The 19,725-nt window shown below is 61.6% G+C and carries 20 protein-coding genes; 14 read left to right on the forward strand and 6 right to left on the reverse strand.

The genetic code is table 11. The features are described 5' to 3' along the window. Positions 1 to 10 precede the first annotated feature (10 nt). The 5 genes from aroC to CUR33_RS17285 all read left to right on the forward strand — a co-directional run bounded on the left by aroC (position 11) and on the right by CUR33_RS17285 (position 3,743). On the forward strand, positions 11 to 1,102 hold the full coding sequence (gene aroC, locus CUR33_RS17265; RefSeq protein ID WP_289240406.1) for a chorismate synthase: 1,092 nt from the start codon (positions 11 to 13) through the stop codon (positions 1,100 to 1,102). A gap of 58 nt (positions 1,103 to 1,160) precedes the next feature. After that, the gene (locus CUR33_RS17270; protein ID WP_289240407.1) at positions 1,161 to 2,312 is read left to right on the forward strand and encodes an MFS transporter; all 1,152 of its coding nucleotides are present in this window, start codon (positions 1,161 to 1,163) and stop codon (positions 2,310 to 2,312) included. 58 nt (positions 2,313 to 2,370) lie between these two features. Further along, complete coding sequence (locus tag CUR33_RS17275) at positions 2,371 to 2,919, forward strand: acireductone dioxygenase (RefSeq protein WP_289240408.1); 549 nt, start codon at positions 2,371 to 2,373, stop codon at positions 2,917 to 2,919. A gap of 75 nt (positions 2,920 to 2,994) precedes the next feature. Next, a complete protein-coding gene (locus CUR33_RS17280; RefSeq protein WP_090247827.1) occupies positions 2,995 to 3,186 on the forward strand; it encodes a PLDc N-terminal domain-containing protein in 192 nt (63 codons plus the stop codon). 2 nt (positions 3,187 to 3,188) lie between these two features. Further along, positions 3,189 to 3,743 (forward strand): histidine phosphatase family protein, encoded by a 555-nt coding sequence (locus tag CUR33_RS17285; RefSeq protein WP_289240409.1) that lies wholly within the window; start codon positions 3,189 to 3,191, stop codon positions 3,741 to 3,743. 1 nt (position 3,744) lies between these two features. On the opposite strand, the gene CUR33_RS17290 is transcribed toward CUR33_RS17285, so the two are convergent. From CUR33_RS17290 to CUR33_RS17305, 4 genes are all read right to left on the reverse strand, one after another. Next, entirely contained in the window at positions 3,745 to 4,242 is a 498-nt protein-coding gene (locus CUR33_RS17290) for a methylated-DNA--[protein]-cysteine S-methyltransferase (protein WP_289240410.1), read from the reverse strand. A 6-nt stretch (positions 4,243 to 4,248) separates the two neighbouring features. Then, positions 4,249 to 5,133, reverse strand: a complete 885-nt coding sequence (locus CUR33_RS17295; protein WP_289240411.1) for a DNA-3-methyladenine glycosylase family protein — start codon at positions 5,131 to 5,133, stop codon at positions 4,249 to 4,251. Between the two features lie 98 nt (positions 5,134 to 5,231). Then, on the reverse strand, positions 5,232 to 6,674 hold the full coding sequence (locus CUR33_RS17300; RefSeq protein ID WP_289240412.1) for a methyl-accepting chemotaxis protein: 1,443 nt from the start codon (positions 6,672 to 6,674) through the stop codon (positions 5,232 to 5,234). Between the two features lie 129 nt (positions 6,675 to 6,803). Then, a complete protein-coding gene (locus CUR33_RS17305) occupies positions 6,804 to 7,826 on the reverse strand; it encodes an AraC family transcriptional regulator (RefSeq protein WP_289240413.1) in 1,023 nt (340 codons plus the stop codon). Between the two features lie 119 nt (positions 7,827 to 7,945). Here CUR33_RS17305 and CUR33_RS17310 point away from each other — a divergent pair, with 119 nt between their 5' ends. The 8 genes from CUR33_RS17310 (at position 7,946) to CUR33_RS17345 (ending at position 15,973) form a co-directional block, all read left to right on the forward strand. Continuing rightward, positions 7,946 to 9,421, forward strand: coding sequence for a flavin-containing monooxygenase (locus tag CUR33_RS17310; protein ID WP_289240414.1), 1,476 nt, complete (start codon positions 7,946 to 7,948; stop codon positions 9,419 to 9,421). Then, a complete protein-coding gene (locus CUR33_RS17315; RefSeq protein WP_289240415.1) occupies positions 9,405 to 10,334 on the forward strand; it encodes an alpha/beta hydrolase in 930 nt (309 codons plus the stop codon). The genes CUR33_RS17310 and CUR33_RS17315 overlap by 17 nt, the downstream gene beginning before the upstream one ends. After that, positions 10,335 to 11,096, forward strand: a complete 762-nt coding sequence (locus CUR33_RS17320) for an SDR family oxidoreductase (RefSeq protein WP_289240416.1) — start codon at positions 10,335 to 10,337, stop codon at positions 11,094 to 11,096. Between the two features lie 315 nt (positions 11,097 to 11,411). After that, on the forward strand, positions 11,412 to 11,747 hold the full coding sequence (locus tag CUR33_RS17325) for a ribonuclease E inhibitor RraB (protein WP_108490342.1): 336 nt from the start codon (positions 11,412 to 11,414) through the stop codon (positions 11,745 to 11,747). A gap of 111 nt (positions 11,748 to 11,858) precedes the next feature. Beyond that, positions 11,859 to 12,566 (forward strand): type 1 glutamine amidotransferase, encoded by a 708-nt coding sequence (locus CUR33_RS17330; protein WP_289240417.1) that lies wholly within the window; start codon positions 11,859 to 11,861, stop codon positions 12,564 to 12,566. A gap of 250 nt (positions 12,567 to 12,816) precedes the next feature. Next, positions 12,817 to 14,226, forward strand: a complete 1,410-nt coding sequence (locus tag CUR33_RS17335) for a circularly permuted type 2 ATP-grasp protein (protein ID WP_160084807.1) — start codon at positions 12,817 to 12,819, stop codon at positions 14,224 to 14,226. Between the two features lie 2 nt (positions 14,227 to 14,228). Beyond that, positions 14,229 to 15,179, forward strand: coding sequence for an alpha-E domain-containing protein (locus CUR33_RS17340; protein WP_160084806.1), 951 nt, complete (start codon positions 14,229 to 14,231; stop codon positions 15,177 to 15,179). Further along, complete coding sequence (locus CUR33_RS17345; protein ID WP_167140970.1) at positions 15,176 to 15,973, forward strand: transglutaminase family protein; 798 nt, start codon at positions 15,176 to 15,178, stop codon at positions 15,971 to 15,973. Before CUR33_RS17340 ends, CUR33_RS17345 begins: the two co-directional genes overlap by 4 nt. Positions 15,974 to 16,675: 702 nt before the next feature. Here the strand turns inward: CUR33_RS17345 and CUR33_RS17350 are convergent. Together CUR33_RS17350 and CUR33_RS17355 are read right to left on the reverse strand one after the other, a co-directional pair. Further along, positions 16,676 to 17,488: a c-type cytochrome gene (locus CUR33_RS17350; protein ID WP_289240418.1), complete on the reverse strand. Its 813-nt coding sequence runs from the start codon at positions 17,486 to 17,488 to the stop codon at positions 16,676 to 16,678. Continuing rightward, positions 17,485 to 17,844, reverse strand: a complete 360-nt coding sequence (locus CUR33_RS17355; RefSeq protein ID WP_170048918.1) for a rhodanese-like domain-containing protein — start codon at positions 17,842 to 17,844, stop codon at positions 17,485 to 17,487. Before CUR33_RS17355 ends, CUR33_RS17350 begins: the two co-directional genes overlap by 4 nt. A gap of 674 nt (positions 17,845 to 18,518) precedes the next feature. On the opposite strand from CUR33_RS17355, the gene CUR33_RS17360 reads away from it, so the two are divergent. Beyond that, positions 18,519 to 19,724, forward strand: a complete 1,206-nt coding sequence (locus tag CUR33_RS17360) for an acetyl-CoA C-acetyltransferase (RefSeq protein WP_289240419.1) — start codon at positions 18,519 to 18,521, stop codon at positions 19,722 to 19,724. Position 19,725: the final 1 nt, after the last annotated feature.

Below are 19,725 nucleotides of genomic sequence, written 5' to 3' on the forward strand. Positions count from 1 at the left end.
CGTTTTGCACATGTCCGGCAATACCTACGGCAAGCTGTTCACTGTCACCACCGCTGGCGAAAGCCATGGCCCGGCGTTGGTCGCCATTGTCGATGGCTGTCCGCCGGGGGTGGAGATTAGCCTGGAAGACCTGCAGCGCGATCTTGATCGGCGCAAACCGGGCACTAGCCGTCATACCACCCAGCGCCAGGAAGCCGATGAGGTGGAAATCCTTGCCGGGGTGTTCGAGGGCAAGACCACCGGTTGCTCGATTGGCCTGCTGATCCGCAATACCGACCAGAAGTCCAAAGACTATTCGGCGATCAAGGACTCCTTCCGCCCGGCCCACGCCGATTACACCTATCACCACAAGTACGGCGTGCGTGACTACCGCGGTGGTGGCCGCAGTTCGGCGCGCGAGACAGCCATGCGTGTGGCCGCGGGTGCCATCGCCAAGAAATACCTGGCGACTCAGGGCATCGTGATTCGCGGCTACATGAGCCAGCTCGGCCCGATTGAAATTCCGTTCAAGACCTGGGACAGCGTCGAACAGAACGCCTTCTTCAGCCCCGATCCTGACAAAGTGCCGGAGCTGGAAGCCTATATGGACCAGCTGCGCCGTGATCAGGATTCGGTTGGGGCGAAGATCACCGTGGTTGCCGAGGGCGTGATGCCCGGCCTGGGCGAGCCGATTTTCGACCGCCTGGACGCCGAACTGGCCCATGCGCTGATGAGTATCAATGCAGTCAAGGGCGTGGAAATCGGCGCGGGTTTCGCCAGCGTGGCGCAGCGCGGCACCGAGCACCGTGACGAGATGACCCCTGAAGGGTTCCTCTCGAACAATGCCGGCGGCATTCTCGGTGGGCTCTCCAGCGGCCAGCCGATTGTTGCGCACCTGGCGCTCAAACCGACCTCGAGCATCACCACGCCGGGGCGCTCGATCGATGTTCACGGCAACCCGGTGGATATCATCACCAAGGGTCGTCACGACCCGTGCGTGGGCATCCGCGCTACACCAATCGCTGAAGCGATGATGGCCATCGTGCTGATGGACCACCTGCTGCGCCACCGCGCGCAGAATGCCGATGTGCGGGTCAACACGCCGGTGCTGCCACAGCTGTGATCAGCGCTGCTGCGCGGCCACGTGCGCTCCGCAGCACGCTGCCGGGTTTGTGCTCAGCATGAGCCCGGTTTTGCCGTACTGGCGTCTGTCCGGTTTCTATTTCTTCTATTTCTCGCTGCTCGGTGCCACCGCGCCCTTTCTCGCGCTGTATTTCGATCACCTGGGGTTTTCCGCTGCGCGGATCGGTGAGCTGATCGCCATTCCCATGCTGATGCGCTGCATTGCGCCGAATATCTGGGGTTGGCTGGGCGATCACACGGGCCAGCGCTTGGCTATTGTGCGCTTTGGTGCGCTCTGCACGCTGCTGTGCTTTGCCGGCATCTTTATCAGCCAGAGCTACGCCTGGCTGGCGCTGATCATGGCGCTGCATGCGTTCTTCTGGCACGCGGTGCTGCCGCAGTTCGAAGTCATCACCTTTGCCCATCTCAAGGAGCAGGCCGCGCGCTACAGCCAGATCCGTCTGTGGGGCAGCATCGGCTTTATCGTCGCAGTGGTGGGCCTCGGCAAGCTGTTCGAGTTGCTCAGCCTGGATGCCTATCCCTGGGCGCTGATTCTGATCATGAGCGGTATCGTCCTGAGCAGTTGGTGGGTGCCTAATGCCCAGCCGCAGTTGCGCCCTAACACCCTGGAGCAGGGCGGCTTTCTCCAGCAACTACGGCGGCCGGGGATTCTCGCCTTTTACCTCAGCGCCGGGCTGATGCAGTTAAGCAATGGCCCGTACTACACCTTTCTCAGTTTGCACCTGGAAGCACTCGGCTATTCGCGCGGGGTTATCGGCCAGCTGTGGGCGCTGGGCGTATTGGCCGAAATCGTGCTGTTTATGGTCATGGCCCGGTTGCTGGCGCGCTATTCCCTGCGTACCGTGCTGCTGGCGAGCTTTCTGATTACTGCCGTGCGCTGGCTGTTGCTGGGTAATCTGGCTGGGCACTTGCCGGTGCTGCTGTTCGCTCAGCTGATGCATGCGGCGACTTTTGGCAGCTTCCATGCGGCGGCCATGCATTTTGTTCAGCGTAGCTTTGCCGATCGCCAACAGGGGCAAGGCCAAGCGTTGTATGCCGCGCTGGCGGGCGTGGGCGGTGCATTGGGCGCGTTGTATTCGGGCTATAGCTGGCACAGTCTCGGTGCGGCCTGGACCTTTGCCATCGCCAGCCTGATTGCCCTGACGGCTGCGGTGATTACCGCGCGCTATATGCGCGATGAGCGGCCCTGAACCTTTAGCAGTTGAATTGAACCGCTGACTTGAAACCGACTGTACGAGAGCCTTGAGCATGAGCAGCCTGACCGTCTACCACCAGTCTTCGCCCGAGTACCCGAACAAGCTGCTGACTCACGCCGAGGACATCGCCAGCACTCTGGCTGCTGTTGGCGTGCAATTCAGTCAGGTGCCGGTTCAGCAGGCGGTCACGGCCGGTATAGCCAGTGATGAGCTGCTGGCGGCTAGTCGCGTACAGGTCGACCAGCTGATGACCGCACATGGCTACGCCACTGCCGAGGTTATGAGCCTGTGTGATGAGCGCGGTGAGGGCAGTGAGCTGGCTCGCCGCCTGCGCGCAGAGCAATCTTGTCAGCCGGCCCACCTGCATTACTACCTGGCCGGGCGTGGCCTGCTGGCGCTGCATCTCGGCGAGTACGTCTACAGCCTGTTGTGCGAGAAGGGTGATCTGCTGCTGTTGCCCGCCACTACGGCGCATTGGTTCGATGGCGGCGAGCATCCACGGTTTGCCGTGCTGCGTCTGTTTGACAGCGCCAAGGTGCCTGATTTTGTGCCTGTCGCGGGTGAGTTTGCCGCCGCCTTTGCGGGGCTGGATGACTGCTGATAGGTAAAGCGGCTGAACTCTTCTGGCCAGCGTCTATCCTACTTAAGCGATCCCTTCGCATAGGAGCGACACCATATGGGTTCAATGTTCAACGGTTTACTGGGTCTGGTCATTCTGGCGCTGGATATCTGGGCGATTCTCAGCGTCATCAAAAGCAACGCCGAAACGGGCATCAAGGTGTTGTGGATCTTGCTAATCGTACTGTTGCCGGTGATCGGTCTGATCATCTGGGCGCTGTTGGGGCCTCGCGGTACGGTCAAGTTCTAGTCATGCGGCGGGCCGGCGTTTGGTGGTTGGCGCTTTGCCTGTTGAGTGGCACGGTTCAGGCCAGCGATAAGCACGCCTGGACTGCGCTGCGTGAAGGTCGCGCCGTGCTGCTGTTGCGCCATGCCACAGCGCCCGGTACGGGTGATCCGGCGAATTTCCAGCTGAATGATTGCCGCACCCAGCGCAACCTCAATCAAGTTGGCCGTGAGCAGGCGCAGCGCTGGGGACAGTTGTTGCGTAGTCAGTGGATCGAGCCGCGTCTGCTCAGCAGCCGCTGGTGCCGCGCTCAGGATACGGCCCGCGAAATGGGCTTGGGCGCAGTCGAAGCGCTACCTGCCTTGGATTCATTCTTTCAAATACCCAACAACGCCCGTGAGCAAACCGCCGCGCTGATCGAGCAGATCAATGCACAACCGCGTGGTGCGTCGTTGGTGCTGGTCTCCCATCAGGTCAATATCACCGCGTTGACCGGCATCTACCCGGCATCTGGCGAGGGTCTGATTCTGGCGTTGCCGCTAGAGGCTCCGGCGCGCGTGCTGGCGCGGGTTCTACCCTAGGCTAAATACTCAGCAAGCGCTGTTCCGGCAGCTGCGCCCCTTCCAATTTGAGCAGCAGCGCCTTGCGCGGCAGGCCGCCGGCATAACCGGTGAGGCTGCCGTCACGGCCGATTACACGATGGCAGGGAATGATGACGGCAATCGGGTTGGCGCCATTGGCTGCGCCGACGGCGCGCACCGCCTTGGACCGCGCGATCTCGGCGGCGAGGGCGCTGTAGCAGCTGGTTTGGCCAAATGGGATGGTCTGCAGCGCTTGCCAAACGGCTTGCTGAAACGCCGTGCCTTGCGGCGCCAGGCGCACTTCGAAGCGCTGCCGACGCCCGGCGAAATACTCATCCAGTTGCCGGCACACTTCATCCAGCTCATCGGCGGCGCGGCTCCAGTGTTCGCCGATATGCCAGGGCTTGTCATCGATATCCATCAGCAGCTTTTGCAGGCCGGTTTCGTCAGCGGCCAACAGCAGGCGGCCAATCGGGCTGTCGTGGTAGCGGTAGAACATCCGGCGTCATCCCTCTGAGTAGTTGTGCCACAGGTGCGCGGCGGCATAGGCGCGCCAAGGTCGCCAGGCTTCGGCGCGGGCCTTGAGCTGTTTGGCGTCGATGCCTTCTGGCCCCCACACCGGCGCCTTGAGCAGGCCCAGGTCGCTGGCGGGAAATGCATCGACCTCGCCAAAGGCGCGCAGGGCAATGTATTCCGCCGTCCACGGGCCGATGCCGGGTAGGGCACACAGCTGCTCGACAAAGGCTGTGTAGCCGTTTTGCAAATCCAGACGCAGTGCCCCGCTGGCCACCTGCCCAGCGAAGTGCTGCAAGGTCTGCACGCGTTTGCCGGGCATGCCAATGCCGTCCAGATTGGCGTCAGCAATGGCTGCGGCTGTGGGGAACAGCCGTTGAATATCGGTCGCATCGGCAAACTGCAGTGATTCACCCAGACGCGTAACCAGGCGGCCGGTGATGGTCACTGCCGCCTTGACCGTAACCTGCTGACCCACAATGGCGCGCACGGCCTGCTCGAACGGCTCGAAAGCAGCCGGCAGGCGTAAGCCGGGATTTCGCGCAACCAGCGGGCCGAGCTGCGTATCGTTAGCAAAGTGCGCGCTGATCTGCTGCGGCTGGCAGTCCAGATCAAACATTTTGCGCACCCGCGCAGTAAGCGTCGCCAGACAGGTCTGCAGCGATTCGCTGTAGTGCAGCTGCAGCGCGTGCTGATCAGCCAGGGGTTGCACGCGGAACCAACCAGGTTGGTCCTCCAGTAGCACGCTGCGCGCGTAACTGTGCGGTTGCAAGCTTTCCACCCCAGCCAGGGCACGGAGGGCAAAGTGCGCGTGGAATTGTTGCCACTGCCAGGGCGGTTGATAGCTCAGAAGCAGAGTGTGGGGTGATTGGTTCATGGCCGAACAATAACCGCCGTTCGGCTGGCTGTCAGCGCAGAACTGACTTTCAAACTGGCGTTTACCCTCTCCCTGGCTTGGGAGAGGGTGCGTGCTAGCTAAGCGCTGGCCACGCGCTGATGCAACTGATGCGACAGCTGCTCCAGCTGTTGGCCCAGGTGCACCAGCGACTCCTGAGCATCCAGCAGTTCGGCGCTGGCGGCGCGTTGGCGTTGGCTGGCGTCACGTTGCGCGGCGCTGTTGTCGCGCACGTGCAACAGTTGCTGGTGCGCCTGGGTAAGTGCCTGGCTGTGTTGCAGGATTGAGCTGGAGAGGTTGTCAGTCAGCCCGGCGTTGCTGCTCAGCGCGCTGCCTACTTCACTGACCTGCATCGCCCCGGTGTCGATGATCTGCTGCGACTGGCCCAGCACGCTCTGTACGGTGTCGGCAGTTTCATTGCTGCGCTGTGAGAGGTTACGCACTTCATCGGCCACCACCGCAAAGCCGCGGCCATGCTCACCGGCGCGGGCGGCTTCGATGGCGGCGTTAAGCGCCAGCAGGTTGGTTTGCTGGGCGATGGCGCTGATCATCTGCATGGATTCGGCGATGCGCTGGTTGCTCTGCTGAATGGCCTGCATGCTGGCTTGGGCATCTTCCATGCGCTGTGCGCAGGTATTCACCTGGTTGCTGCTGTGCTGGGTGTCCTGGCTGAGCTGCTGCATATGGCCGGTGCTAGCGGCGAGGCTGTCGAGCACTTCATGCAGCGCCATATCCAGCTGGTGCATGGCATCGGCCTGCTGTTGCACATCGGTGTCGATGCTCTGGCAGCGCTGGCGGATACCGCCGAGGGTCTGTTGCAGCTTGCCGGCCATCTGTAGCAAATCGCTGGCGGTGCTGCGCACGTCATCGACGATGCCGCCGAGTTGATCCTGATTGCGCGCGGCGCGCTGACCGAACTCGCGGGATTCATTGAGTGCCTGTTCGGCATCGGCCAGGGCCTGATTACGCAGTTGCGCGCTGTACCACTGCGCCAACCAGACGGTCAGTACGGGCAGGATGTAACCCGAGTAGGTGTTGACGGCAGCATCCCGTGGGCTCAGTTCGAACACCGGCAGGCTGGCGCCACTGCGTTCCAGGCGGATCAGCCAGAACACGAACAGCACCTGAACCAGGCTCCAGACCATGGCGCTGCGGGTGCCGGCCAGCAGGTAGGCGAATACGATAATCACCGCCGGCCAGTAGATATGCGCCGAATGCAGGCCGCCCAGCTGGTAGATCAGCAGCATCGAGTAACTGGCCATGCTGGCCAGCGCCATATTGGCTGGCACAGCCAGCGGCAGCATGGCGCTGCGCAGTACCAGCAACATCAGTGGCATGCCGAGCACCAGCAGCAACGAGCCATACATCAATGCATCGTTGCCCAGGCGGCCCCACTTGATGCAGCTGTACAGGCCAATGACCACGCTGCACAGGGCACTGAAGGCGAGGGTGCGGGCCAACAGGATGCTGGCCTGGTCGGTCAAATCATGTGGCAGGAACTGCCCAAGGAAACCCTGTCGCATGAAAACTCCAGTCTGTAGGTTGTTCAGCAGTATCGGCGCAAATGGTCGCCAGCTTGAGGGTGGAAAGTGCCAATTTGGCGGATGAAATAGCAAAGTGCCATCTGCGCCGACGACTTGTCAGTCGCTCTTTCACACCAATCCTTGGCGGTACTGCCCAGGCGTGAGGCCTTTCCAGCGTTTGAAGGCATGCAGAAAGTTCGACACCTCGCTGTAGCCCAGGCGTTCGGCAATCTCCTCCTGGCTTAGGCTGGCGATGGCCAGCAGTTCTTCGGCCAGGGCCTGACGCACTTCTTCCTGCAACTGGCGAAAGCTGCTGCCTTGCTCTTCCAAACGGCGACGCAGGGTACGGCTGCTGATGTTCAGTTCGCAGGCGATGACTTCCATGTCCGCCAGCCGTCCCGGTGTACTCAACAGGCGATCACGAATCTGCCCGGCCAGGCCGCTGCGTACCTGACGTTTGGCCAGCAGGGCCTGGCATTGCTGCTCGCAGAGCTGAGCGCTGTGCGGATTGGCGCGAGGCAGTGGCAGATCAAGCAGGTGACGGGAAAAACTGATGCGGTTCTCTGCGCAGGCAAACTCCGGCAGCAGGCCGAATTGCTCGATAAAGCGTGCAGTGTCAGCCGGCGCCGGCATGCTCAGTTGTACGCGATCCAGTGGCATGCGGTTGCCGGTCAGTTCGCGCTGAATCACCATCACTGCCACGGTGTCGCGCAGCAGGAGAAAGTCGCGCACCTGATCCGGCAAATGGCTGCCGTCCAGCTGCAGATGCGCCTGGTCGGCGTCTTCACGCAAGCTGATGCGGTTAAAGGCAAAGGTCAGGTCCAAGTAGCGCAGTCCGAGGTCGGCAGCCTGGCGGAAGCTCTGACTGCTGAGCAGGGCGTAACCCCAGATGCCATAGGTGGTCAGTTGATAGCGCAAACCGGCTTGCAGGCCGAGGTCATCCCGGCCAGGCAGGGCCTCGATCAGGTTGCGGATCAGCTGCAGCTCCTGCGCACCTTCGATTTCACTGTGCAACTCGGCCAGTTGCAGGGGGCTGAGGCCGGTGTCGCGCAGGCAGTGTTCGACACTCAAACCATGATCGAGGCCCAGCTGGGTCAGCAGTTGCACACTGGTGATGCTGCGTCGTGGCAGGCTGTAGGGAAGAGCCGACATGCAGTTATCCGCTGATTTGTCCGAAAGTCACAACTGATTGGCCGACTATGCCATAACCTCTCACGTGCCGGGCAAGTAGCATCTTGGTATCCGCACTGTTTGCGGTTGGGGATATAACAATGCACAACACTTCCCAGAACCAGGCCCCGTTGCGCGTGCTGATTATCGGCAGCGGCTTTGGCGGCCTGGGCATGGCCATCCAGTTACAGAAAGCCGGGATCGAAGATTTTCTGATCCTGGAAAAGGCCGCAGAAGTCGGCGGCACCTGGCGTGACAACAGCTATCCGGGGGCGGCCTGCGATGTGCCGTCGCACCTGTATTCGTTTTCCTTCGAGCCGAAAACCGACTGGAGCCGCAAGTTCGCGCCCCAGGCGGAAATCCACGGCTACATGCTGCATTGCGTGGCCAAGTACCAGTTGCGGCCGCGTATTCGCTGCAATGCCGAAGTGGCGTCTGCCGCTTTCGATGCGGCCGCAGCGCTGTGGCGGGTAACCCTGAGCACTGGCGAAGAACTCTGCGCCGAGGTGCTGATCAGCGCCTGCGGCCAGCTCAATCAGCCGGCCTATCCAGCGTTGCCGGGAATTGAGCAGTTCGCCGGGGAGGCCTTTCACTCGGCGCGCTGGCGGCATGACCTGGACCTCAACGGCAAGCGCGTGGCGGTGATCGGCACCGGCGCCTCGGCGATCCAGTTTGTTCCGCAAATCCAGCCCAAGGTCGCGCAGCTGCAGCTGTTCCAGCGCTCGCCGGCCTATGTGCTGGCCAAGCCGGACCGCGCCTATCGGCCGTGGGAACTAGCGGTAATGCGCCGGCTGCCCTGGCTGCAACGCATCGACCGCGGCCTCAAGTACCTGCAACACGAGGTTCGCGGCCTAGCGTTTATCAGCATGCCGTGGCTGATGAAGCTGTTTCGCTTCAGCTTCGAACGGCACCTTAATCAGCACATCAGTGATCCGCAGCTGCGCACCCAGCTGCAGCCGAATTACCCCATGGGCTGCAAGCGCATCCTGATCAGCAATGACTACTTCCCGGCCCTGGCGCAGCCCAATGTGGCGGTGATCAGCGAGGCGATCAGCCGCGTCGGCGAGCGCGCCATCATCACCGCCGATGGCCGCGAGCACCCGTGCGATGTACTGATCTACGGCACCGGCTTTGCTGCCACGGATTTTCTTGCGCCGATGCAAATTCGCGGCCTCGGCGGGCAGGAGCTGAACCAGGCCTGGCGCGACGGCGCCGAAGCCTACAAGGGCATCAGCGTCAGCGGTTTTCCCAACCTGTTTATTCTTTACGGGCCGAATACCAACCTGGGGCATAACTCGATCATTTATATGCTCGAAAGTCAGTTCCGCTATGTGCTCGGCTGCATCGATTTGCTGCGCCAGCAAGGCGCCCGTTATGTCGACGTAAAAGCCTTAGTACAGCAGCGCTACAACCAGCAGATTCAGGCCAGCTCACATCGAACGATATGGGAGCAGGGCTGCTCAAGCTGGTACAAAACCGCCTCCGGCAAAAGCACCAATAACTGGCCGGGCTATACCTTCACTTACCGCCAGCAGACCCGCGCACCGGAGCTTGATGACTATGAATGCACCCGTTGAATTCACCGCGCCGGCGGCCGATCAGGCACTGCTGCGCAGCGTTTTGCGTACCAGCCTGCGCCTGCTGTTCCGTGGTCTGGTGCGCCCACCCATGCCGATTGCCGGGCAGCGCGCGGTGCTGCGCCTGCTGACAGCAGCCAGCCCGGCGCCGAGTGGCGTTACCCGTAGCGCCGGCACCTTGGGCGGGCGATCCTGTGAGTGGCATAAACCACAGAGTGGTCGCGGCACGGTGCTGCTGTACCTGCATGGCGGTGCATACCTGATCGGCGGAGCGAATACCCACCGCACGATCTGCTCGACCCTGGCCAAACGCGGACAGATGGATGTGTGCGCGCTGGATTACCGTCTGGCACCTGAGCATCAATACCCAGCCGCCCGTGACGATGCGTTGGTCGCGTTTCAGGAACTGCTGACGCTGGGTTATACGCCCGAGCAGATCGTGATTGGCGGCGACTCGGCTGGTGGCAACTTGGCGTTGATTACCAGTTTGCGTTTGCGTGATCTGGATCTGCCGCAACCGGCAGCGTTGGTGTGTTTTTCACCGGTCACCGACTTTACCGGCACACAGCTGCACGAGCCACCAGCCGGTGATCCGCTGATCCACCGCAAATGGGTGGAGCAGGCCCTGGCGCTGTATTGCCCGGCGGGTTTGGCCCACGACGACCCTGGCTTGTCGCCGCAGTTTGCCGATCTGCATGGCCTGGCCCCTGTATTGATTCAGGTCGGTGAAGACGAAATTTTGCGTAACGACAGCCTGCGTTTTGCCGACAAGGCCCAGGCGGCGGGTGTGGATGTGCGCCTGCAGCGTTATCCGAACCTGTGGCACGTGTTTCAGGCCCACGCGGGCATGCTCAAAGCCGCCGATTTTGCCTTGGCTGAAGTGGTGAGTTTTCTGCGTGAGCGGGGCTGCTGAGTGAACAATATTCTGATTACCGGCGCCGCGTCAGGGATCGGCGCCGCCACCGCCAGGTTGTTTCATCAACACGGCTGGCAGGTTGGGTTGCTGGATATCAACCACCAAGCGCTGACTCAGTTGGCCGGTGAGTTGGGTAACGTTTGGCATGCCGAGCTGGATGTGGCCGACCCGGCGGCAGTCAAGGTCGCCCTGGCGGACTTCTGCGCCCTGCATGGCGGTCAGTTGCGCCTGCTGTTCAACAGTGCCGGGATTCTGCAATGCGGGCACTTCGAGGACATCGAGCTAAGCGAGCATGCGCGCATTCTGCAGATCAACGTGCAGGGGCTGCTAAATATGACCCACGCGGCCTTTCCTTATCTGAAAGCCACGCCCGACGCCCAGGTGATCAATATGGGCTCGGCCTCTGGGCTCTACGGCGTGCCGCATCTGGCCAGCTATTCAGCCTCTAAGTTCGCCGTGCGCGGGCTGACCGAGGCGCTGGACCTCGAGTGGGCCAAGCACGGCATTCGCGTCGGCGACCTGATGCCGCCGTTTGTCAGCACGCCGATGCTTAACAACCAACGCTTCCAGGCCCCGGTATTGCGCCGTCTGGGCGTCAATCTTGAGGCTGAAGCCGTGGCTCAGGCCGCTTTGGCGCAAACCCGCAGCCACGCGGTACACCGGCCGATCAGCCGACAATTCAAGCTGCTGTACTGGTCCGGCCAGCTGACCCCCGCCTGGCTGACCCGGCGCATCATGGCCTGGCTTAGTCGCGACTGATTGATTGGCTGTGTGGCTGAAACAACTTTCGCTGGGCAAATGCGCGTTGATGGGACTAGTCTGCAACTAACGCTTCTGACTTGTTCGCTCTGAACAAGCCTGCGTTGACCAGCCCTGGTTTCAGGTCTGGCTTATGACATATCAAGCAGCACATCGCTTGATTCTCGGGCGGCACTGCAATCGGTGCCGCAACACCGCTGAGGCTCTGGCGGTAGCAATGGGAAAGCGTTTACCAGGTCGTAGCACTGCAGTATCGACACCTAGTTGGTTCTTTAGCGTCCTGTAAATTTGTCCATCGCCTGAGGAGGTCACTTCATGAGCACAGCCTTGCACGATGATGTCAGTAACGGGGTTTTACGGCGGATGAAGGAGGGTGGCTTCGACTTTGCCAGCTTCCATCCCATCGAGTTCTACGCCCTTTTCCCTGATGAAGAGCGGGCCCGCATGGCCACCCGCAAATTTCGAGGTGAGTCTTTACACGCCCTGGTGACCGAGCGTGATGACGGTGTCTGGCACCTGCAAGTCAGTAAAGTAATGTTCGCGACATACCACGGCATCGACGACTTCGAGCATGACCTGGAGTCAGTCGTGGCGCCGCTTGGCGGCAAACTGGATGGGTGGGGTGTTACCCAGGAGGTAAGGCAGCCCTGAAGTCTGCACACGGGCCGGCCATAAGCTGGCCCGTGTCATTTCTACCTCGCCTACGCGCGCCCAGCCAATCGCCCCTCGACCCCAGCCTGCGCTTTGCTTCAGACTTGGCGCATGACTGACATCCTGATTCTTACCCATATCGATTACTGCCCGCCGGCCCACCTGGGCAAGGTGCTGGAGCAGGCGGGTCATCCATTCTCAGTGTTACGCGCTGACCTCGGTGAGCTGGACGGCATTGATCTGGACCGACCCAAGGCCGTGGCCATCATGGGCGGACCAATGAGCGTCAATGATCCGCTGCCCTGGCTGGCCACCGAGGTCGCCGCGCTGCAGCACTTTATCCGCCGCGATATTCCGCTGATCGGCCACTGCCTGGGCGGCCAGCTGTTGGCCAAGGCGCTCGGCTCCGACATCAGCCGCATGCCCTACACCGAAAGTGGCTGGCAGCCGCTGACCCGTCTGGACCTGGCGGCGCCCAGCCCCTGGTTACAGCATGTGCCTGAGCAGTTCCCGATCTTCCAGTGGCATGGCGACAGCTTTGCTATTCCTGTGGGTGCACAGCCTTTGCTCAGCAGCCCCTGGTGCAGCAACCAGGCGTTTGCCTGGGGCGATAAAGTCCTGGCCCTGCAAGGCCACCCGGAAATGGACGAAGCCCTGGTCCGCCAGTGGCTCGGCGACTGGCACCACCTGCTGGATGAAAGCCAACCCAGCCAGCAGAGCAGGGCGCAGATGCTCGACCAACTGCCCGCCAAAATTGCCGAACTAAACCGCGTAGCAGAAGGCTTCTATCGCCACTGGCTGCAACTGGCCGGGTTCTGATGCTCGGCTAGGGTGGATGACGCTTTCCCATCCACCAGTGGTTGCCGTGCGGTGGATAAAAAGAGCGTTATCCACCCTACGGACTGGCCGCCTTAAAATGGCGCGCGCTGCGACCTGGCGGTCACCATTGCGCCCTGGCTTGGTGCGTTGCTTGTGTCGTAAATACTCAAGTTACTGATTTAAAACATTTTTATTGTATGGCGCGAGCCTTGCAAAGCTGCCTCCATGTCCGGGTGACAAGGAGTACGGCATGGTCCGCACCTTTTATGACGAGATGTACGACGCGAGTGGCGCTGTCCGCCCGCACTACCAAGCATTTGCCCGCTGGTTAGCGGATACGCCGGATGAACTGCTGGCCCAGCGCCGCCGGGAAGCCGACCTGCTGTTCCACCGCGCGGGTATCACCTTCACCCTGTATGGCGACGACCAGGGCACCGAGCGGTTGATCCCGTTCGACATCATCCCGCGCAGCATCCCTGCCAGCGAATGGCGCATCGTCGAACGCGGCTGCATCCAGCGCGTGCAGGCGCTGAACATGTTCCTTGCCGACCTCTACCACGACCAGCGCATCATAAAGGCCGGCATCGTGCCCGCCGAGCAGGTGCTGGCCAACGAGGGTTACCAGATCGCCATGCAGGGCCTCAACCTGCACCGCGACCTCTACGCCCATATCGCCGGGGTCGACCTGGTGCGAGATGGCGACGGCAGCTACTACGTGCTGGAAGACAACCTGCGCACGCCCAGCGGCGTCAGCTACATGCTCGAAGACCGCAAGATGATGATGCGCCTGTTCCCCGAGCTGTTTGCTGCCCAGCGCGTGGCGCCGATTGACCACTACCCGAACCTGCTGCTCGACACGCTGAAGTCTTCCAGCCCGCTGGATAACCCCAACGTCGTGGTGCTGACGCCGGGGCGTTTCAACAGCGCCTATTTCGAACACGCCTTCCTTTCCCGCGAAATGGGCGTGGAGCTAGTCGAAGGCGCCGATCTATTCGTCCGTGACGACAAGCTGTTTATGCGCACCACCGCCGGGGCCAAGCAGGTGGACGTGGTCTACCGTCGTCTCGACGACGCCTTCCTCGACCCGCTGGCCTTCAACCCCGACTCCATGCTCGGCGTGCCTGGCCTGCTGGCCTGTTACCGCAGCGGTAACGTGGTGCTGGCCAACGCCATTGGCACCGGGGTGGCGGACGATAAATCGATCTACCCCTATGTCGACGACATGATCCGCTTCTACCTCAGCGAAGAGCCGATCCTGAAAAACGTACCGACCTTCCAGTGCCGCAAACCGGCCGAGCTGTCCCACGTGCTGGCCAACCTGGAACACCTGGTGGTCAAGGAAACCCAAGGTTCCGGCGGCTACGGCATGCTGGTTGGCCCGGCAGCCACCAAGGCCGAAATCGAAGACTTCCGCGCCCGCCTGATTGCCCGCCCCGAGGCCTATATCGCCCAACCGACCCTGTGCCTGTCGACCTGCCCGACCTTTGTTGAGCGCGGCATCGCGCCTCGGCATATCGACCTGCGGCCGTTCGTTCTATCCGGTAAGGAAACCCGCATCGTCCCCGGCGGCCTGACCCGCGTCGCGCTGCGCGAAGGCTCGCTGGTGGTCAACTCGTCCCAGGGTGGCGGCACCAAAGACACCTGGGTGGTGGAGGACTAACCATGCTTTCAAGAACTGCCTCTGATCTGTACTGGATGTCGCGCTACCTGGAGCGCGCGGAAAACCTCGCGCGCATGCTTGAAGTCAGCTACTCGCTGTCGCTGATGCCGCAAGACGGCCGCGGCGATGGCCTGGAAGAACTGGCTTTGCCGCTGCTGATTACCGGCACCCTCGACGATTACCTGGAGCGCCATGGCCCGCTGCACGCCGAGCGCATGCTGCACTTCTTCGCCCTTGATGCAACGAACCCCGCGAGCATCTACTGCTGCCTGCAGGCCGCGCGCAGCAACGCCCACGCCGTGCGCGGGCGGATCACCGCTGACATGTGGGAAAACATCAACGCCACTTGGCTGGAAATCCATGGCATCGCGCAGCAAGGCCTTAGTCGCTACGGCATCAGCCGTTTCTGCGAATGGGTCAAGGAGCGCTCGCACCTGTTCCGTGGCGCCACCTTCGGCACCATCATGCGCGGTGATCCGTACCGCTTTATCCGCCTGGGCACCTTTATCGAGCGCGCCGACAACACCCTGCGTCTGCTCGATGCGCGCTATGAAATGCTCGGCGAGGACATCGACGAAGTCGACGGCCGCCCCGCACGCAGTTACTACCAGTGGACCGCGTTGCTGCGTGCGCTGTCCTCGTTCGAGGCGTTTGCCGAGATCTACCGCGGCTCACCGGGTACGCGCAAAGTCTCCGAACTGCTGCTGCTACGCGCCGATGTACCGCGCTCGCTGCGCGCCTGCATGGACGAATTGAGCCTGATGCTCGCCAGCCTGCCTGGCGACAACGGCCGCCCGGCCCAGCGCCTGGCCGCCGAACTGGAAGCGCGACTGCGCTATACCAGCATCGAAGAAGTACTCGACGAGGGCCTGCACGCCTGGCTCACCGATTTCATCCTGCTGGTTCGCCAGCTGGGCCAAGCCATCCAAAGTTCCTACCTGGAGGTCGCATGAGACTGTCAATCAGCCACGACACTACCTACCACTATGAAGATCAGGTGCGCACCAGCATCCAGTACCTGCGCATGACCCCGCACGACAGCGAGCGCCAGCAGGTACTCAGCTGGGAATTGACCCTGCCGCGCCCGGTGCGCGCGCAGCTCGACCCCTACGGCAATATCCTGCATGTGCTGACCATGGATGAGCCGCACGAATCCATCGTTATCGGCGCTCGTGGCCAGGTGGAAATCGACGAAGCACGCGAGGCCGAGCATGAAAGCCAGTCAGCCTTGCCGTTTCTGCGCTTTACCCGCCTGACCGAGGCCGACGAAGCCCTGCGCGAATTCGCCAAACTGCAGAGCCGCAGCCGGCCTGACCGCAGCGGCCTGATTGATTTGATGCACGCCCTCAATGCGCATATTCGCTATCAGCCGGGCAGCACCGCGGTGGAAACCAGCGCCAGTGAGGCTTTTGCAGGCGGCAAGGGCGTTTGTCAGGACCATGCGCATGCCTTCTTGGCTTGCGCGCGCAGCCTGGGCGTTCCGGCGCGCTATGTATCGGGCTATCTGTTTACCGACAGCGAAGACCACCTGGCCAGCCACGCCTGGGCCGAAGCCTGGCTGGACGACGCCTGGTACAGCTTTGACGTAACCAACTGTCTGGCCAAACCGGAGCGGCATTTGAAGTTGGCCGTGGGCCTGGATTATCTCGACGCCTGTCCGGTGCGTGGCATGCGCCGGGGTGGCGGTATTGAGCAGATGCATGCGCAGGTGGAGGTTGCACCGCTGGTGCGGGTGCAACAGCAGTAGCTTTTAAAGCCCCTCTTCCCGCTTGCGGGAGAGGGGTTGGGGAGAGGGTTTTAATGGCGTACGAGGCCGGCCTTTAATGAGTCCGTAGGATGGGTTGAGCACACACAGCGATACCCATGCTGCCGATATGATGACTGTCATCGCTGCGCGATTCGGTCCATCCACGTTTTGATACATAGCGCCAGTTTTGTAGGAGGGGCTTTAGCCGCGAGCTTTTGATGCTTTCTGTTCAGGTTCTGCGACAGGTTCATTAGCGTGGTGATTTCTGATTTTGGTTTCGCCCCTTACGGGCGAGTCACTTTTTCCAGTCGCGGGAAAAGTAACCAAAAACGCTTGCCCCGACATCCGGCCCTGCCTGCGGCAGGGTTCGTTCACGTCATCGTTGCTCCAGGGGCCCGCCGCGAAGGGCCATCCCTGGCCCATCGCGGCTCTTGCGACATCCATGTCGCTCAACCCCTTCCACAACGATTCTGTTCACCCTCCTGAAGGGGCGTTTGGCGTCGTCTGCGCGTTTCTCGCCGTTTAACTAAAGGAAAAGGCCTGTTATTACGGAAATTTGACGGGTATCGCGTTGTTCAACCTGCGCGGCCCGCCCCATCCTACGAACTGGCGGGCTCTGCGAAACCTGTAGCAGCGGCGGGAACGCCTAGTTATTGGCCGCGATGTTCTTGTATTCACCTCGATTCGCGGGCAAGCCCGCTCCTACAAAGGCTGCACTTTGCGCCCCACCATATGCCTCAAATACTCAACCAACTCCCCCAATTCCTTATCACTCAACACCTCAACTGCAAACCCCGGCATCTTGCCTTGTGGCCAGCGCCTTAAGCTCTGTGGGTCGCGGATATAGCGGGTTAGAAAGTCGCCGCTGAAATACTCGGTAGGGTTATGCGGAATATTCAGATCGGGGCCGAATTGTGAGTCGCCTGCGCCATTCAGGCGATGACAGGCCATGCAGTTCTTCTGGTATTGGGCAAAACCGGCCTGCACCGCCGGGCTGGCTTCGGCGGCGGGCAGTAGCTGCGGGAAGCGCTGCGCTACCGGGGCCAGTTTGCGGATGGTGGCCAGTTGGAAGGGCCATTGCTCCGGGCCGATCTGGCTGGCGGCCGGGTTTTGCCAGACCAGGTAGAACGGCCCGGCGCTGGGTTTGCCGTTGCCTAGGTCGGGCCAGGGTTGCGCTGGGTCTTCGATGGCTAGCCAGGCTTTGCTACCAGTTTGGCTGAGCGCGGGGGCGGCGGAGAGTTCGGCGGCAAAGCCGTCGCTAGCCACCAGTTGCAGGTGATCGCCCGGCTTTACGCCGTCCAGCAGCGCGGCCAACGGTACGGCGCGGTAGCGCATGCTGCGTTTGTAGCTGACGTCGTCACTGATCTCGACGTTTTGCGCTTGCGGGTGGGCGAGTAGTTGCGCGCTGCTCAGGCGCTGGCTGCCGTTGCCCAGTTCCAGGGTCAGTTCGGCGGCGTGCAGGTGGGTGAAGGGTAGGAGGGCGAGCAGGGCGATACCAAGAGTGCGTTTGTTCAATCCTGCGACTCCAGGGCGAGTTTCAGTTCGTCATAGCCGCCCGCGTTGATCAGGTTGCTGTAGCCCATGGCGCGCAGGCTTTCTTCGGCGATGCTGGAGCGGCGGCCGCTGCGGCAATACAGCACGATGGGGGTGTCCTTGTCCGGGGCAAGAGCGCTGATGCGGCTGGCGATCTGTTCGTGTTCGATCTGCTCTGCACCGGGCAGTGCGCCAGCGGCGAATTCTTCGGCGGTGCGGACATCGATCAGCACGCTTTCCGGTGATTGCAGGGCGACAACGGCGGCGCTTAGTTCGGCTTCGCCGGCCAGCAGAGGCAGGCTGACCAGCAGGCCGAGGGTGGCAAATAGTGTGCGCATTGTGTGCTCCTTGGGGTGATTGAAATCACCCTAGCACAGGCGCTGCTTTGCACACATTTGTAGAGGTTACGCTGCCGCTGCCGGCTCACTCCACGGTGGCAGGCAGGGCAGGAAGTCAGGGGGTTAACTGACCAAACGGGTCAGGTTGGGAAGAATCAGAATGACGGTGGTGGCAAACACGATCATGCCTGCCTGACGCATTTTCACTGGATTGAACATGGCGGTTGGCCTTGTTGTTTTTTGCGGGTGGTCGTCGCTGTCCTGCGTAATGTGCGGATGCGACGCCACGCCTCGTGTTGATCATTCAAGCCGTCCCGGCAAAACCCGGCGACGACGCCTACAGCAGCCGACCTGCGCGTTATTTGCTGGTGGCTTGATTCAACTGTAGGGGCGTGCAGCACCTGGCTATAGATGCCTTGATTACTAAGGTGCGTGGGCTAGTTGCCAGCGGTTATGACGCGGGGCCTGCAACAGGCAAGCGGACCTTGAGCTAGACGCGCTTGTGGGCCTTCGTCCAGTGATTGACCGTTTGTCTGAGCTGAGCGGTCAATAGGCCTGAGCACTTCGGTCATTGAGACTACTTCGGCTCGGCGTATGGTAGGCCCACTCAACAAAAACAGGCGCGGGCCTCACCTGCGCCATCAGCCACCCTCCATTGGAGGTCTGAGGACGCCATGACCGAAGCATATATTTTCGATGCCGTGCGCACGCCCCGCGGCAAGGGCAAGAAGGACGGCGCGCTTTACAGCGTCAAGCCTGTCGACCTGATCGCCGGCCTGCTCAAGGCGCTGCAAGCGCGCAATAACCTGGACACCAGCCAGGTCGATGACATCGTGCTCGGCTGCGTAACGCCGGTGGGTGATCAGGGCGCTGACATCGCCAAGACTGCGGCAATGGTCGCCGATTGGGATGTCAGCGTGTCGGGCGTGCAACTCAACCGTTTCTGCGCCTCGGGCCTGGAAGCGGTGAACCTCGGCGCGATGAAGGTGCGTTCTGGTTTTGAGGACCTGGTGGTGGTTGGCGGCGTCGAGTCGATGTCGCGCATTCCCATGGGCTCCGATGGCGGCGCTTGGGTGATGGACCCGGCGACCAATATGCACACCCACTTCACTCCGCAGGGTATCGGCGCCGATCTGATAGCCACCCTGGAAGGTTTCAGCCGCACGGACGTCGACAGCTTTGCCCTGCGCTCGCAGCAGAAGGCCGCCCGCGCCAGCAAGGACGGTTCGTTCAGCAAATCTCTGGTTCCGGTGGCCGATCAAAACGGCATCGTGCTGCTCGATCACGACGAATTTATCCGTGGCGAATCCACCCTCGAAGGCCTGGGCAAGCTCAAGCCAAGCTTCGAGATGATGGGCCAAATGGGCTTCGACAGCACCGCGCTGCGCGTCTACAGCCATGTTGAGCAGATCAACCACGTACACACCCCGGGCAACAGCTCCGGCATCGTCGATGGCTCTGCCCTGATGTTGATCGGCTCCGAGGCCAAAGGCAAAGAACTGGGCTTGAAGCCGCGTGCGCGCATCGTCGCCACTGCCGTGACCAGCACCGACCCGACCATCATGCTCACCGGCCCGGCGCCGGCCACGCGCAAGGCGCTGGCCAAGGCCGGGTTGAACGTCAACGACATCGACCTGTTTGAGGTCAACGAGGCGTTTGCCTCGGTGGTGATGAAATTTATGAAGGAAATGGGCGTCAGCGAGGACAAGGTCAATGTCAACGGCGGCTCCATTGCCATGGGGCACCCGCTGGGTGCAACCGGCTGCGCCATTCTCGGCACCCTGATCGACGAGCTGGAGAAGCGCAAGCTGCGCTACGGCCTGGCCACCCTGTGCGTAGGTGGTGGCATGGGCATCGCCACCATCATTGAACGAGTTTGAG

This window comes from Pseudomonas sp. FEMGT703P, from assembly GCF_002786345.1.
In the GTDB taxonomy this organism is placed as follows: Bacteria; Pseudomonadota; Gammaproteobacteria; order Pseudomonadales; family Pseudomonadaceae; genus Aquipseudomonas; species Aquipseudomonas peli.

What these genes read in the sequence shown, in the direction of transcription:
- CUR33_RS17345 (WP_167140970.1), top strand. Translation starts at nt 15,176, where the DNA reads ATGAGACTGTCAATCAGCCACGACACTACCTACCACTATGAAGATCAG.
- CUR33_RS17300 (WP_289240412.1), bottom strand. Translation starts at nt 6,674, where the DNA reads ATGCGACAGGGTTTCCTTGGGCAGTTCCTGCCACATGATTTGACCGAC.
- CUR33_RS17315 (WP_289240415.1), top strand. Translation starts at nt 9,405, where the DNA reads ATGAATGCACCCGTTGAATTCACCGCGCCGGCGGCCGATCAGGCACTG.
- CUR33_RS17335 (WP_160084807.1), top strand. Translation starts at nt 12,817, where the DNA reads ATGGTCCGCACCTTTTATGACGAGATGTACGACGCGAGTGGCGCTGTC.
- CUR33_RS17360 (WP_289240419.1), top strand. Translation starts at nt 18,519, where the DNA reads ATGACCGAAGCATATATTTTCGATGCCGTGCGCACGCCCCGCGGCAAG.
- aroC (WP_289240406.1), top strand. Translation starts at nt 11, where the DNA reads ATGTCCGGCAATACCTACGGCAAGCTGTTCACTGTCACCACCGCTGGC.
- CUR33_RS17325 (WP_108490342.1), top strand. Translation starts at nt 11,412, where the DNA reads ATGAGCACAGCCTTGCACGATGATGTCAGTAACGGGGTTTTACGGCGG.
- CUR33_RS17275 (WP_289240408.1), top strand. Translation starts at nt 2,371, where the DNA reads ATGAGCAGCCTGACCGTCTACCACCAGTCTTCGCCCGAGTACCCGAAC.
- CUR33_RS17355 (WP_170048918.1), bottom strand. Translation starts at nt 17,844, where the DNA reads ATGCGCACACTATTTGCCACCCTCGGCCTGCTGGTCAGCCTGCCTCTG.
- CUR33_RS17295 (WP_289240411.1), bottom strand. Translation starts at nt 5,133, where the DNA reads ATGAACCAATCACCCCACACTCTGCTTCTGAGCTATCAACCGCCCTGG.
- CUR33_RS17305 (WP_289240413.1), bottom strand. Translation starts at nt 7,826, where the DNA reads ATGTCGGCTCTTCCCTACAGCCTGCCACGACGCAGCATCACCAGTGTG.
- CUR33_RS17280 (WP_090247827.1), top strand. Translation starts at nt 2,995, where the DNA reads ATGGGTTCAATGTTCAACGGTTTACTGGGTCTGGTCATTCTGGCGCTG.
- CUR33_RS17290 (WP_289240410.1), bottom strand. Translation starts at nt 4,242, where the DNA reads ATGTTCTACCGCTACCACGACAGCCCGATTGGCCGCCTGCTGTTGGCC.
- CUR33_RS17340 (WP_160084806.1), top strand. Translation starts at nt 14,229, where the DNA reads ATGCTTTCAAGAACTGCCTCTGATCTGTACTGGATGTCGCGCTACCTG.
- CUR33_RS17310 (WP_289240414.1), top strand. Translation starts at nt 7,946, where the DNA reads ATGCACAACACTTCCCAGAACCAGGCCCCGTTGCGCGTGCTGATTATC.
- CUR33_RS17270 (WP_289240407.1), top strand. Translation starts at nt 1,161, where the DNA reads ATGAGCCCGGTTTTGCCGTACTGGCGTCTGTCCGGTTTCTATTTCTTC.
- CUR33_RS17285 (WP_289240409.1), top strand. Translation starts at nt 3,189, where the DNA reads ATGCGGCGGGCCGGCGTTTGGTGGTTGGCGCTTTGCCTGTTGAGTGGC.
- CUR33_RS17330 (WP_289240417.1), top strand. Translation starts at nt 11,859, where the DNA reads ATGACTGACATCCTGATTCTTACCCATATCGATTACTGCCCGCCGGCC.